Source organism: Lentzea sp. NBRC 102530, from assembly GCF_030269365.1.
In the GTDB taxonomy this organism is placed as follows: Bacteria; Actinomycetota; Actinomycetes; order Mycobacteriales; family Pseudonocardiaceae; genus Lentzea.
Window position 1 is genome coordinate 35,212 of the sequence record NZ_BSTF01000007.1, and the last position, 12,444, is coordinate 47,655.

Consider the following 12,444-nt stretch of genomic DNA (forward strand, 5'->3'; position numbering starts at 1 on the left):
AGCGACCAGTATCCGGCCAATGGAGTAAAGCCGCAGTTCCGTCACAGGTCGCGCAGGCTCAGCGAGAGCCACGCCACAACACCCGCGACCAGCACCCCGCCCACCCCGAGCACGCCCATCTGGGGTCCGAGCACGGGCCACGTCACGACCACGAGCTCGCCGCCGATGTGCACGAGCACGACCGCCAGCGGCGCGAGGAAGTAGTTCCGCAGCACCACCCCGGCGAACAGCCCGGCCACCGCGGCCAGGGGCGCCGTCAGCAGCACCTCCGCGTCGGTCGTCGCCCACGGCACCAGCGAGGCGAGCACGCCGGCGGCTCCGATCACCGCTCCCCCGAGCAGCGTGGTGACCACCCGCGCGGCCAGCACGGGCTGCCGCCCGGTGAGCAGCACGGCACGCGCCATCGTTCCCCGGCGCAGCTCGTAGGTGTACCGCACGGCCGGGTACAACGCCGCCACGAGCACGACGTCCGGCGACCCTGCCAGCCCGAGGACGGCGGCGGCGAAGGCGAACCCGAGCAGCATCGGGTCCGAGCCGAGCCGCATCAGGTCCGCCCGCAGCGCGGTCACGACAGTTCCCGGCGCAGGAACAGGGCGCGCCCGGCGAACGCCACCCCGGCGACCCACGCCAGCGCCAGCCCGGCGCTCCCCCACACCGGCAGCAACCCCGGCGTCACCCCGATCACGCCCGCGAAGGCGTTGGAGGGCAGGTACTTCCCCACCTCCGGGTACAACGTGGCGAGCGCCGTCCCCGCGGTCAGCGGCACGACCAGCGCGACGAACGTGGCCAGGTAGTAGTTCGGCAGCACCCACCCGACCGCGGCCCCGAACACCCCGGCCAGTCCGCACCCCACGACGCACCCGGCCGCGACCCGCCACTCGAACGGGGAGAGCAGCGCCCAGCCGAGCACGCCGATCACCCCGGTGGCGAGACCGCCGACGAGCCCCGCCACGAGCTTCGCGAGGAACACGTGTTCCTTGGCGTTGAACAACACCACGCGCTGGATCGAGCCGTAGTAGTAGTCGCGGGTGACGAGGTAGCAGCCGGTGAAGGCGGCCGCGACCGGTGCCACCACGAGGCTGTCCCGAGGCTCACCGCCGAAGAAGCTCCACATGATGAACGGCAGCAGCAGCCCGTAGGAGAGCACGGCGAGCATCCAGAACCCGCTGCCGGCCTTGAGCAGCTCGGACCGCAGCGCGTTACGCACGGACGCCCTCCTCGACCAGCTCGAAGTAGCGGTCTTCGAGGTGGTGCGCGCCACCGCCGGTCAGCTCGTCCAGCGATCCGCTGAACACCCGGCGGCCGTTGATGATCACGACCTCGTCCACGGTCTGTGCCAGTTCGGCCAGCTGGTGGCTCGACAACAGCACGGTGCCGCCGCCGTCGGCGAACGACCGCAGGAAGTTCCGCAGCCACCGGATGCCCTGCGGGTCGAGGCCGTTCGCCGGTTCGTCCAGCACGAGCAGCTCGGGGTCGCCGATCAACGCGGTCGCCAGCCCGAGCCGTTGCCTCATGCCGGTCGAGTACCGGCCGAGCCGCCGCTTGCCGGCGTCGGCGAGCCCGACCAGGTCGAGCACCTCGTCGACCCGGCCGCGCGGCGCATCCGCCGCGACAGCACAGATCTGCAGGTGCCGGCGCCCGGTCATGCCGGTCTCGAACCCGAGCCCGTCGAGGTGCACCCCGATCCGGCGGGCGGGGTTCGTCAGCCGCTCGTACGGAACGCCGAACACGGTCGCCGCACCGGACGTCGGCCGCGCCAGCCCCAGCAGCCCGCGCAACGACGTGCTCTTGCCCGCCCCGTTCGGCCCGATCAGGCCGACCACGCGTCCCGGCCGGACCTCGAAGCTGAGGTCCTCGACCGCCGTCAGGTCGCCGTAGCGCTTGGTGAAGTCCCGGAACTCGATCATCGATTCCCCTCCTGTCCGAAGACCTGCCGCCACGCGGGCAGCAGGTAGTTGTCCGCCAGCCACGTGCCCAGCGGCACGTCCTCGCCCACGACGTGGGCCGCGCCGACGCCGGGTGGCACCGCGCCCCGCAACGGCACGACGAGTGCCTCGGCGGGTGTGTCCGAGCGGAACGGCAGGAACGCGCCGAGCGGCACCTCCCCCGCCTGCGGCCTGCCGTCCACCGTCGCGGCGCCGATGTCCGTCCCGGACACCAAACCGGTGCGCCGCAACACCACCTGCGCCCCGACGGGCACCTCGGCGGCGCCGGTGGGCAGGGCCAGCCGCACCGACGTCCCGTTGCTGACGTAGCCGCCCTGCACGTCGTTGCGCACCGGCACGAACGCCAGCAGGGCCACCACCACGGCACCACCCGCGACGGCCAGCGACGCGAGCCGCGCGGTCCACGTGGTCCGCAGCAGCCCCCGCCCGGCCCAGTAGGCGAGGGCGGCCACGATCAGCAGCACCAGCGCGCCACCGACCCGGCCCGCGCCGAGCAGCAGGTGCGTCCACCTCGACAACGCCAGCGCGAGCACCAGCACCGGGAACACCAGGCACACCAACCCGAACGGGAGCACCCACCGCTGCGGGAGGTCGCGTTCGTGCCGCCGTCCCGACGCGAGCCAGCCCCGCGCGTCGCTGATCGCCCGGTCGCGCAGCCGCGGGATGTCCAGGTGCGCCATCAACGCCAGGTACCCGTCGAGCTTCACGAACGGCAGCAGGTTGACGGCTCCGCTGAGGTAGCAGACCACCGCGAACCCGATCAGCGTCGTCCGCGCGTCCCCGGCCGGCACGGCCAGCGCCACCAGCGCCGCCACCCCGGCGACGCTCGTCTGGACCGCGACGCCGGCCAGGGCGACGAAGACGCGCTGGCTGCGCCTCCCGAGCCGCCAGCCGTCGGTGACCTCGCAGAAGCAGGCGGGCGTCAGGTAGAACAGCATCACGCCGAGCCAGCCGGGACGGCCGTGGTAGTGCGTCAGCGTCGCGCCGTGGCCGAACTCGTGCACCACGGTGGTGAGCACGATCCCGCCCCAGATCCACCCCGCGGCCTCGACCGGCAGCGGCGAGCCCAGCGCGTCGCCCAGGGGCAGCACCACCAGCGCCCCCACGCCGCCCAGCGCAAGCAGCAGCGCCAGCCCGATCATCACCGGCCCGGGCAGCCGGACCAGCAACGGCCGCAACGGGTCCAGCACCCTGGCCGCCCGCACGAGCCGGAACTGCACCGTCGTCCACGACAGCCACACGACGCGTTTCTCGGGTTCGGGTTCCGGGGCGCCGTCGAGCAACCCGAGGTCGTCGAGCTTGCGCACCGCGCCGCCGACGAGCTCGGGCGTCCACCGGGTGCCCAGCAGACCGGCGAGCGCGGCCACGTCCCGCCGACCGTCCACAGCGGACAACAGCGAACCGATGTCGGCACTCACCCGCAACGGGTTCGCGCCGGGCCGCTCCACGATCCACGGTGCTCCGTCGGCCATCGGCGCGTGCACGACGATCCACGGCGCCAGCCGGGGACGCACCACCTCTGTCGTCATCTTCTCCCCCAGGTCGGTTCAGATCAGCGGATGCGGGAACGACCCGACCGCCCCGTTCAGCCGGTCGTGCCGCCACCCGAACACGTGCCGCTCGTCCATCCGCAACGGCTGGTAGCCCGGCACCACGACCTTGACGGCGCGCCACCCCATCGCCCGGTGCAGCTCCGGCAGGCGGGCGGTCAGGTCGACCAGCGCGGGCCGTCCACCATCGGCGACGACGGCGGCGACCAGCTCGTCCAGCGTCATCGCCGGGCCCGAGGCGAGTTCGGTCAGCGGCTGGTCGTGCAGCCGCTCCCGCACCTCCGCCACCGCGGCCGGGGTGAGGTACAGCCGCGCGCGGTCCGCGTCGTCGCGCACGACCTCGGGCGCCGTCACCTCGCCCCACTCCGCGCGCATGGCCAGCAACGCGGCCCTGACCTGCAACGACTCCTGCAACGCGACCAGCATGGCCCGGTCCGCGTCGTGGTGCGCCTTGGCTCCGACGGCCGCGAGCGCGGGCCCGTCGACGACCGCCGCCACCACGCACGTCAGGCCCGGCAGCACGGGAACGCTGACCAGTTGGGGTGCGACGTCGCGGGCGGACTCGACCAGCCGGCGGACCGGTCCGGGGGGCGGCTCGACGCGGCGCACCCCGGCACCGGTCGCCCAGGCCACCGCGACGGCGTCGCGTTCGATCCACTCCAGCAGCGCCGCCCTGGCCGCGAACTCCAGGTCCGGCCCGGCCGCCGCACCGGACGGTGTCGAGTCGAACCACGGCGTGTCTCCCGGGTGGTCGACCATGCCCGCAGGCACCCACACCGGTGCACCGGAGTCCATCCAGCAACCCCGGTACCAGAGCAGGGTCTCGCCGGCCGCGCGCGGATCGCCGAGCGACGCACCGGCGAAGTCCAGCGCGCCGGGCAGCGAGCGCGCCCGCACGGACTCCACCCCGTCCCCGGGGACCAGCGCGAACCGTTCCACCGCCTCACCGGCGGCTCGGGCGAGGGTGTCCATCCGACCGGCACCGCACGCGCCGACCGGGTGCGCGCCGCCGACGTCGACCGCGACACTCCACATCGGACGGTCTGCTTCCGGCGCGCGCATCTCCCAGCCGCGGGTGAGCCCGTTCGCCGGGTCGAGGGTCGAGATCAGGTCGAACACGCCACGCTCCCCTCGTAGATCCCGGCGATGTCGTCCGCGTCCAGTCCCGCGAGCATCGGCAACGTCCCGCCCCACGCCCTCAGCGCGTTGTCCGTCGCCGCGGCGATCTCCTGACGGGTGGGCGCCACCGCGGGTTCGAGGTCCCAGCGCCGCACCAGCTCGCGGAACCCCTCGACCGGTGGCAGCTCCGAGATCCACCGCCACGCCTCGGCGAGCCGGTCCGCGACGCCGAACCGCTCGTCGCCGGAGAGGATCCGTTCCCACACGACGGGGACGACGTGCGCCGTCGCCACCATCTTGCGCACGCCCAGCACGGTCGACAGCTCGTTGGCGAGGTACCAGTGCCGTGCCGCGTAAGGCTTCCTGCCGACCAACGCCCACCCGGTGTGCGTGGCGGCGCTGAGTTCGGCCGCGTGCAGGCGCCCGTCGGCGGTGACGTCCCCGGCGGCGAACCGGTCCCCCACGGCCACCAGCTCCCGCGCGAGCATCGCCGCCTCGGCGTCGGGCAGTCCGCCGACGCGGGGACCGCCCGCCACCGGACCGAGGACGCGGAGCAACGCCTCCAGCACGCCCTCCCGCAGCAACCGCGCGGGCAACGACGCGGTGCGGGCCGGGTCGAGCACCGCCGCCTCCGGCCGCAGCCGTGCACCGGCGACCAGCCGCTTGCCGCCGTCCACGGTCAGGCACGCGACCGAGCTGACCTCCACCCCGGTGCCGATGGTCGTGGGCACCAGCACGCGCCGCCGGACCGGAGAGGGTCCGGCGGGCAGCGGGATCACACCTGCCCGGCGGCCGCGCGAGGTCAGCACGTCGGCCAGCCCGGGATCGACGTCGACGAGGCTCGCGAGCTTCACGAGGTCCAGCAGGCTCCCGCCGCCGACGCCGACGACGGTGTCGCAGTCGCCGAACGACGCGGCCACCGCGCGCACCGCGTCGACACCGGAGTCGCCGGGGTCGACGAAGATGGCGCCGGGCACGTCGAACCGGACGTTCGGGTCGACCAGCCACGTCACCCGGCCGCCGAGCCGCGCGGGCCACGACCCCGCGTGCACGGTCGTCGGGGTGGACTGGCGCGTCAGCACGCGACACGCTCCCCTGCGACGTCCAGCGAGGCCAGCAGCAGGCCTTCCAGCTCCTCGAACTCGTCAGTGCCGTAGGTCAGCGCGGGCACCAGCTGGACGCAGTCGGGCCCCGGCTGCACGATCAGCCCGCGCCGCCGTGCCGACTCGACGACCTGCTGGGCCACCCCCGGCACGAGTTCCAGCGCCCGGAAGCACCCGGCCCCGCGATGCCCGGTCGCCAGCGGATGCCGGGTCAGCCGCTCCAGCACCCCGTCGAGCCGCTCGCTGTTGACCAGGCCCAGTTCGACGGCGTTCAGGCGTTCCACCTCCCCGATGGTCGCCACGATCGCCGCGCAGCTGCTGGGCGTTCCGGCCTGCGTCTCCCCGTGCACGAGCATCGAGTCCGCCGACTCGAACACCGCGCATACCTCGTGCGACACCACCAGTGCCGAAGCCGCGCACGTGCCGTTCGTCAGGCCCTTGGACGTCACCAGCACGTCCGGCCGCACGGGCCAGGACGAGGACGCGAAGAACGTTCCGCAGCGCCCGAACCCGGTGGCGACCTCGTCGGCGACCAGCAGGAAACCGTGCTCGGCCCGCAGAGCGGGCAGCGCGGCCAGCAGGCCGGCGGGCAGGGGGTGCGCGCCGGAGCCGAGCACGGGCTCCAGCACCACCGCCGCGATCCGATGGCCTTCCCGCGCGAACAACGCCGTCAACTCGGCCGCCGACCCGATGTGCCGCACGTACCGCTGGTCGACCGAGTAGGCGTCCTGCCCGAGCCGTTCGCCGGTCAGTCCGAAGCTGCCGTAGGTGAGGCCGTGGTAGCTGCCCTTCACCCCCACGACGACCCGCCGTTGCCCCTCGCCGCGCAACGCCTGGTGGTGCCGCACGAGCTTCATCACCACGTCGTTCGCCGCGCCCCCGGAGGTGGAGAACAGCACCCGCCCGAAGTGCTCCGGCCCGCACACCCGCAGCAACGCCTCGGCCGCCCGCACCGCCGGTGAGTGGCCACCCCGGAACAGCGTCAGGTACGACGAGTCGAGCAACGAGCGGTGCACCGCGTCGGCGACCACGGGGTTGCCGTAGCCGAGGTTGACGTTCCACAACCCGCTGGTGGCGCACAAGGCCGAGCTGCCGTCGGCGAACCGCACCCGCACGCCCTGTGCCGACACGGCGTGCCGGTCGGCGCGTCCGTAGCCGCTGGGAGCGACCAGCGACTCCCACACCGGGTACCTCATCGGCGCCTCCCGCAGACGAGCTGGACCTGCACCTGTTCGCCGGCCGGACCGCTGCGCCGTTCCAGCACCTCGAACCCCGCCGCACCGAGCTCTTCGACCAGTTCGCCGGAGCCGACCATGTCGATCTCGCTGACGTACACCGCGCGTCCGGCCGTCACACCGTCCACAACGGACTCGTGCAGCACGCTCGTCGTCCGCACTCCCCGGCGTCCGTCGAAGTGCTGGAACAACGACGTGACACCGCGCGGCCCGACCAGCACGCTCGTCCGCTCCACCGGCCGTGGGGCGCGCAGCGGGCCGGCGAGGTCGAGCACGCTCACGTAGAAGAGGCCGTCGTCGGCGAGGTGGGCGCGCACCCGTTCGAACGCCGCGGCGCGCTGCCGTGCGTCCAGCAGGCAGACCGACGTCGCCGCGAGCACCACCAGGCCGAACGTCTCGTCCAGTGCGAACGACGTCATGTCGGCCTCGACCAGCCGTGCGGCGGAGGGGTCGGGCAGGCGGTTCTCCAGCAGCCGCAGCAACTCGGCCGAGTTGTCGAGCGCCACCACCCGGTGCCCGCGCGCGAGCAGCGGCAGCGTCACCCGTCCCGACCCGCAGGCGAGTTCCAGCACCGGCCCACCGGCGCGCTGCGCCAGCCTCAGCACGTCACCGATCTCCGCGCGGTCGATCCGCGCGATGTCGTCGTACACCCCGGCCCCGGCGCTGTAGAGCGGCACCGGCTCCAGCCCGTACAGCTCGGCGAGCGCGCCCGCCGTGCCCGGCGGGGTGCTCACGCGGCCTGCTCGAAGTGCCGGGCGACGACGCCGAGCGCGTCCGCCACGACCGCATCGGCGAGGTCCAGGTGTTCGCGCGCCAAGACCAGCGCCTCGTCTCCGGAGCCGGTGACCAGCAACAGTTCGGTGAGCCGCGCCGCGTCCGCGCCCAGCCGGAACAACCGTCCCGTAGCGGTGTCGCAGAGCAGGTGCTCGGAGTCGTTCCACAGCAGCAGCGGGGCGTCGGCCGGTTCGTCGAGCGCGGGCAGGGTGCCGACGAGACGTCCGCCGAACCCGGAGACCCGGTACCCGGCCCTGCCCTGGGCCCGCAGTCCGCGCAGCACGTCCAGCGTGCGCAGGTACCGCGACAGCCAGGGGCGTTCCGCCCGGGCAGCGTCCACATCGGACGCGTCGACCACACCGTTCAGGCACACGTCACCGGCGCGGACCTCGGCCGCCGCCTCCAGTTCGTCCACTGTGGATTCGACGGTGCCGAGCACCGAACCGCCGGGCGACGTGCACACCTCGCCGGAGGCTCGGATGTGCAGGCGCAGCAACGCGGGCGCGCCGCACAGGTGCGTGGAGCCGAGCGCGCACTGGTCGGCGAGGAACACCGACGGGTTCAGCAGCTGTTCGACGAACTCGCCCCGCGACCGCGCCAGGTCCGCGTCCTCCAGGAACGCCCGGTGGTCCTCCTGGCCGGTCATCCGCACGATCGTCGGACCGGCGACGGCCAGGAACGGCGTCGACAGGTAGTCCTGCGTGTAGACGAAGAGGCCGTCGCCGGCGAACAGCTCGTCGCCGGGTTCGCTGATGCCGCCCTCGAACTGCTCGGGCGTGAACACCACGTCCTCCGGGCAGTCGCCCAGGCCCAGGGCGAAGTCCGCGTGCTCGGCCGACTCCACGAAGACGACGCGGCCCGCGGTGGTGTTGACCTGGCTGTTCCCACTGGTCAGCCGGACCAGCGCAGCAAGAAGCCGCTCATTCGTGCTCACAAGATCCCCCAGATCTCCGCAACGTGTGGGTCCATGCTCAGCAGGCCCCGCCGGAAAAGCCATCCGGCAGGAGTATCGATTTCACGTACCGCGCTGGTTGTACGCGTACTACGAAAGTCGGAGAATGCCGGTGACTCAGCTCACAATTAGTTTGATTCGATTGAAAAAACCGAACCGGCGGCGCTTAGAGTGGCCACAGCGGGACGGCATCGACGTTTCCCGCTTCTGACTGGGGAGTCAAGAGAAAGTTCCCCTTCGCGCCGATCGGCGGAAGGAGGTGAATCACTGTGCAGAACAACACGCTGCAGGAGCTCGACCTGTCCTTCCAGGAACTGGAGGTCCTGGAAGGACTCGGCAACTGCGCCGGCGTCGACCAGAAGACGTGCGACGTCCTCACCGGCACCGGCGTCAGCATGAGCGTCGCGGGCATCACGCTCACGATCGTCCTCACCTGATCGGGTCAGCTGACCAGCACTGACAGGAAAGGAGGTGTACACCCAATGACCAAGCTCGACCTGTCCTTCGACGAGCTCTCCCCGATCGACCTGTCGGTCGCGGAACTCGACCGGACCGCCACTCCCGACGCCGGTGACTTCATGACCGGCGTTTCGGCGGGCGCGGCCGTCAGCACGATCTTCATCAGCCTGTTGACGTGATGTGCGCGACGCCCCTGGCGCGCGGGGGCGTCACCTATTCGGGTAAGGGCGATATGCTCTTCGACATGGCCACGGAAAAGAAAAACTCCGCCACCACGAAGTACCAGGGCGCGCTCGTCGCGTTCATGGCACTGGCCGTGCTCGGCGGAGTGCAGGAAACACAATGGCTCCGGATCGCGCTTCTCGTGATCGCGGTCGCGGGCCTCGCCCTGTTCTCCGGTCTGCTGCTGCGCGACTGGAAGCGGGCGAACAGGAACTGATCCGACCTGGGGGAAGTGGTGCACGAGATCGACTCCTTGCTGGACCGGCTCGGTCTCGGCACCCTCGACTGGCAGGCGGCCACCACCGTCGTGGGCCGCAACGACAACTGGCTCGGCACCACCACGACCGGTGAGCGCGTCTTCGTGAAGCGGATCGTCGGCACGCCCGCCGAGGTCACCTCCGGTCTGCGCCGCACCGCCGCGTTCTACCGGTGCGCCGGTCCGATCCTCAGCCCCGCGCTGCTCGGCCAGGACGAGGACTCCGCCGTGCAGGCGTTCCGCGGCCTCGACGACGTCCGCACCGGTGAGAAGGCCGCGCTGGATCGCACGTTCGACGTGGACCTCGGCGCACAGGCGGGCAAGGCGCTCGCCTCCGTCCACCGCCTCGACCCGGGCCCGCTGGCCGAGACCGAGCAGGCACTGCCGGAACACCCGCACGAGGACGTCTTCGGCGGCATCAGCGCCGAGATGTACACCGAGTCCAGCCAGGCCCAGCTGCAAGCCTGGCACCTGGTCCAGCAGGACGATGTGATCGTGCGATCGCTGGCACCGCTGGAAGACCGCGGCGCGGACGTGGTGCGCACACCGACCCACGGCGATCTGCGCCTCGACCAGTTCCTGATCGCGGACCACGGCCTCCACCTGGCGGACTGGGAGACGTTCCGGCTGGCCGACCCCGCCCGTGACGTGGGCAGCTTCGTGGGCGAGTTCCTCTACCACGCGATCTTCCGCCACCTCGCCGACCGCACCCGCGCCGCCGCCCGCCGGGTACCGGTGCCGAACATCGTGCTGACCGAACGCTGGCAGCCCTACCGCGAGGTCCGCCCGGTGGTCGAGGCGTTCTGGCAGGCGTACCACCACGCCCGCCCCTCGCCGGACGTGGCGGAACGCGCGGTCGTCTTCGTGGCGTGGCACCTCCTGGACCGGATGTTCATCGACGCGATGGCCCGTCCGCGACTGGACGGGGTCGGCCACACCCTGTTCCGCATCGCGCGCACGATTCTCGTTGCGCCGCACCGCTTCCACACCACCTTGGGGTTGGCTCGTGCGTGACCGTCTCACCACCGCCCTGTCAACGCTCACGGTCGGCGCGACCGGCACCGTCGACGAACTGGCGGTCGACCTGTACACCCGGCTGCACACCGGGCACGCCCGCGACCGGTTCTCGCCGAAGCGGGACCGGCGGCTGGAAGCCCTCCTCACCGCCGCCGTGCCGCACCGCACGACCACGGTCACGGGCGTCCTCAAAGGACGGTCCGCGGGCCGCGTCCTGGTGGAACTGGACGACGTGCTGGTGTGGTTCCCCGAGGACGCCGTGGACGGCGACCAGATCCGGGTCCCGGCCGCACGACCGGCGTTGTCGCCGGGCTTCCTGTACGTGACGAGCTCCCGCCCCGCGGAGTTCGCCGCTGCCCTGCAACGGGTGTACGTCCACGTGACGAACGCGGACGACGCCCCTTCGGTCTGGGGCGCGGTGCTGACCGCGTTGGAACGCGCGGAGTGCACCTACCACGCGAAGGTCCTGTCGCGCAGGGACGAGTACCCGCGCCGGGACGCCCTCGTGGTGTACCTGCCGGGCCCCGGCGCCGAGCTGGTGGCGGCCGCGGTCCGGGCGTTGCCGGGCATCGGCACCGAGACATCGGTGTTCGCCGAGGAACTGGCCCCCGGCGTGGCGGTGGCCGACGAACCCAACGACACCCGGCTGGGCATGTCCGGCCTCAGCTTCGGCCAGCACCGTTCCCGCGTCCTCGCCCAGGCGCTGCTGCACCCCGGCGACGAGGCGCGGGAACTGGTGCTGGCCCGCGAGTTCACCCTCGCGGGCATCGACCCCGCGAATCCGGCGCGCAACCTGGTGGCGTCGTGAAGTTCTCGGTCCACGTCCCGTTCATGCCCACGCGCCCGGACCAGATCGGCCCGGTCGCGTCCCTGGTGCGACGGGCGGACACCCGCCTGTGGCTGGGCCAGGCGCTCGCGGTCGAACCACACCAGGTCTTCGCCTACGCGGCGGGCCTCGGACACCGCATCCCGGTCGGCACGAGCGTCACGCTGATGCCGCTGCGCCACCCCTACGAGGCCGCGCTCCAGGCGCGTTCACTGGCCGTCCTCACGGGCCGGCCCGTCGTCGCGGGCTACGGCCCCGGACCGGCCGACTTCCAGCAGGCCACCGGCGGCAGGTACCGCAGCCCGCTCACCGCGACCCGCGAGTACCTGACCACCGTGCGCGCACTGCTGGACGGCGACGCGGTCCGGCTGGACGGCGAGTACTTCAAGCTGGACGGAGCACTCCTGCCGTTGCCGCACGAACGCGTCGAGGTCGGCGTGGGCGTCCTGCGCCCGGCGATGGCCCGGCTGGCGGGCGAGGTGGCCGACGTGGCGATCACGTGGTTGTGCCCGCCCTCCTACATCCGGGACGTGCTGAAACCGGAGCTGGGCAGCCGGACCAGGGTGGTGTCGGTGGTGCACGTCGCCCAGCGCAAACCGGGCCGGGACCTCGACCGGGTGGCGTTCTCGGTGTGCCGGCGGCATCTCCAGGCACCGCACTACGTCTCGATGCTGAACCAGGCGGGCGTCACCGTCGATCCGGCCGATCCCGAGGCGGGCGCGAGGAGACTCGTCGAGGAAGGCCTGTTCCTCACCGGCACGCTCACCGAGATCGTGGCCGGCCTGCGCGAGTACCACGCCGCCGGGGTCGACGAGGTGGTGCTCAACCTCAGCGGGGTCGGCGCCGTGCACGGCGATGCGGTCGCCGTGCGCGAACTCGAGTTCCTCCTCGGCGAGCTGGGACTCGTGACACATGAACGCGCCACGCGAGCGACATCGCCCGCAGCACGAACTCCGTTCCCCCGGTAGCGACCTCGGAGCCTCTC

General features: G+C 72.5%; 15 protein-coding genes. 6 read left to right on the top strand and 9 right to left on the bottom strand.

Features of this window, described 5'->3' with window-relative positions; genetic code table 11:
- Positions 1 to 41 precede the first annotated feature (41 nt).
- The 9 genes from QSK25_RS19860 to mpaB are packed head-to-tail and all read right to left on the bottom strand — an operon-like array spanning position 42 to position 8,661.
- Positions 42 to 569, bottom strand: coding sequence for a hypothetical protein (locus tag QSK25_RS19860; protein ID WP_285640185.1), 528 nt, complete (start codon positions 567 to 569; stop codon positions 42 to 44).
- A complete protein-coding gene (locus QSK25_RS19865; RefSeq protein WP_285640187.1) occupies positions 566 to 1,207 on the bottom strand; it encodes a hypothetical protein in 642 nt (213 codons plus the stop codon). Before QSK25_RS19865 ends, QSK25_RS19860 begins: the two co-directional genes overlap by 4 nt.
- Positions 1,200 to 1,907, bottom strand: coding sequence for an ABC transporter ATP-binding protein (locus QSK25_RS19870; protein WP_285640188.1), 708 nt, complete (start codon positions 1,905 to 1,907; stop codon positions 1,200 to 1,202). Before QSK25_RS19870 ends, QSK25_RS19865 begins: the two co-directional genes overlap by 8 nt.
- Positions 1,904 to 3,475 carry a daptide biosynthesis intramembrane metalloprotease gene (mpaP, locus tag QSK25_RS19875; protein ID WP_285640190.1) on the bottom strand — a complete coding sequence of 524 codons (1,572 nt, stop codon included), beginning with the start codon at positions 3,473 to 3,475 and terminating at the stop codon, positions 1,904 to 1,906. The genes QSK25_RS19870 and mpaP overlap by 4 nt, the downstream gene beginning before the upstream one ends.
- An 18-nt stretch (positions 3,476 to 3,493) precedes the next feature.
- Entirely contained in the window at positions 3,494 to 4,615 is a 1,122-nt protein-coding gene (locus QSK25_RS19880; protein ID WP_285640191.1) for a YcaO-like family protein, read from the bottom strand.
- Complete coding sequence (gene mpaC / locus QSK25_RS19885; protein WP_285640192.1) at positions 4,603 to 5,697, bottom strand: daptide-type RiPP biosynthesis dehydogenase; 1,095 nt, start codon at positions 5,695 to 5,697, stop codon at positions 4,603 to 4,605. The genes QSK25_RS19880 and mpaC overlap by 13 nt, the downstream gene beginning before the upstream one ends.
- Positions 5,691 to 6,914, bottom strand: a complete 1,224-nt coding sequence (gene mpaD, locus QSK25_RS19890) for a daptide-type RiPP biosynthesis aminotransferase (RefSeq protein WP_285640193.1) — start codon at positions 6,912 to 6,914, stop codon at positions 5,691 to 5,693. The genes mpaC and mpaD overlap by 7 nt, the downstream gene beginning before the upstream one ends.
- Positions 6,911 to 7,687: a daptide-type RiPP biosynthesis methyltransferase gene (mpaM, locus tag QSK25_RS19895; protein WP_285640194.1), complete on the bottom strand. Its 777-nt coding sequence runs from the start codon at positions 7,685 to 7,687 to the stop codon at positions 6,911 to 6,913. The genes mpaD and mpaM overlap by 4 nt, the downstream gene beginning before the upstream one ends.
- A complete protein-coding gene (gene mpaB, locus QSK25_RS19900) occupies positions 7,684 to 8,661 on the bottom strand; it encodes a daptide biosynthesis RiPP recognition protein (protein ID WP_285640195.1) in 978 nt (325 codons plus the stop codon). The genes mpaM and mpaB overlap by 4 nt, the downstream gene beginning before the upstream one ends.
- A 287-nt stretch (positions 8,662 to 8,948) precedes the next feature.
- Here mpaB and QSK25_RS19905 point away from each other — a divergent pair, with 287 nt between their 5' ends.
- The 6 genes from QSK25_RS19905 to QSK25_RS19930 all read left to right on the top strand — a co-directional run bounded on the left by QSK25_RS19905 (position 8,949) and on the right by QSK25_RS19930 (position 12,427).
- Positions 8,949 to 9,116, top strand: coding sequence for a hypothetical protein (locus QSK25_RS19905; protein WP_285640196.1), 168 nt, complete (start codon positions 8,949 to 8,951; stop codon positions 9,114 to 9,116).
- A gap of 45 nt (positions 9,117 to 9,161) precedes the next feature.
- Positions 9,162 to 9,317 (top strand): hypothetical protein, encoded by a 156-nt coding sequence (locus tag QSK25_RS19910; RefSeq protein ID WP_285640197.1) that lies wholly within the window; start codon positions 9,162 to 9,164, stop codon positions 9,315 to 9,317.
- A 65-nt stretch (positions 9,318 to 9,382) separates the two neighbouring features.
- Positions 9,383 to 9,577 carry a hypothetical protein gene (locus tag QSK25_RS19915; protein WP_285640198.1) on the top strand — a complete coding sequence of 65 codons (195 nt, stop codon included), beginning with the start codon at positions 9,383 to 9,385 and terminating at the stop codon, positions 9,575 to 9,577.
- A gap of 18 nt (positions 9,578 to 9,595) precedes the next feature.
- Positions 9,596 to 10,630, top strand: coding sequence for a class V lanthionine synthetase subunit LxmK (lxmK, locus tag QSK25_RS19920; RefSeq protein ID WP_285640199.1), 1,035 nt, complete (start codon positions 9,596 to 9,598; stop codon positions 10,628 to 10,630).
- Positions 10,623 to 11,441: a T3SS effector HopA1 family protein gene (locus QSK25_RS19925; RefSeq protein ID WP_285640201.1), complete on the top strand. Its 819-nt coding sequence runs from the start codon at positions 10,623 to 10,625 to the stop codon at positions 11,439 to 11,441. The genes lxmK and QSK25_RS19925 overlap by 8 nt, the downstream gene beginning before the upstream one ends.
- Entirely contained in the window at positions 11,438 to 12,427 is a 990-nt protein-coding gene (locus tag QSK25_RS19930) for an LLM class flavin-dependent oxidoreductase (protein ID WP_285640203.1), read from the top strand. The genes QSK25_RS19925 and QSK25_RS19930 overlap by 4 nt, the downstream gene beginning before the upstream one ends.
- Positions 12,428 to 12,444: the final 17 nt, after the last annotated feature.

What these genes read in the sequence shown, in the direction of transcription:
- QSK25_RS19870 (WP_285640188.1), bottom strand. Translation starts at nt 1,907, where the DNA reads ATGATCGAGTTCCGGGACTTCACCAAGCGCTACGGCGACCTGACGGCG.
- mpaP (WP_285640190.1), bottom strand. Translation starts at nt 3,475, where the DNA reads ATGACGACAGAGGTGGTGCGTCCCCGGCTGGCGCCGTGGATCGTCGTG.
- mpaD (WP_285640193.1), bottom strand. Translation starts at nt 6,914, where the DNA reads ATGAGGTACCCGGTGTGGGAGTCGCTGGTCGCTCCCAGCGGCTACGGA.
- QSK25_RS19910 (WP_285640197.1), top strand. Translation starts at nt 9,162, where the DNA reads ATGACCAAGCTCGACCTGTCCTTCGACGAGCTCTCCCCGATCGACCTG.
- QSK25_RS19915 (WP_285640198.1), top strand. Translation starts at nt 9,383, where the DNA reads ATGGCCACGGAAAAGAAAAACTCCGCCACCACGAAGTACCAGGGCGCG.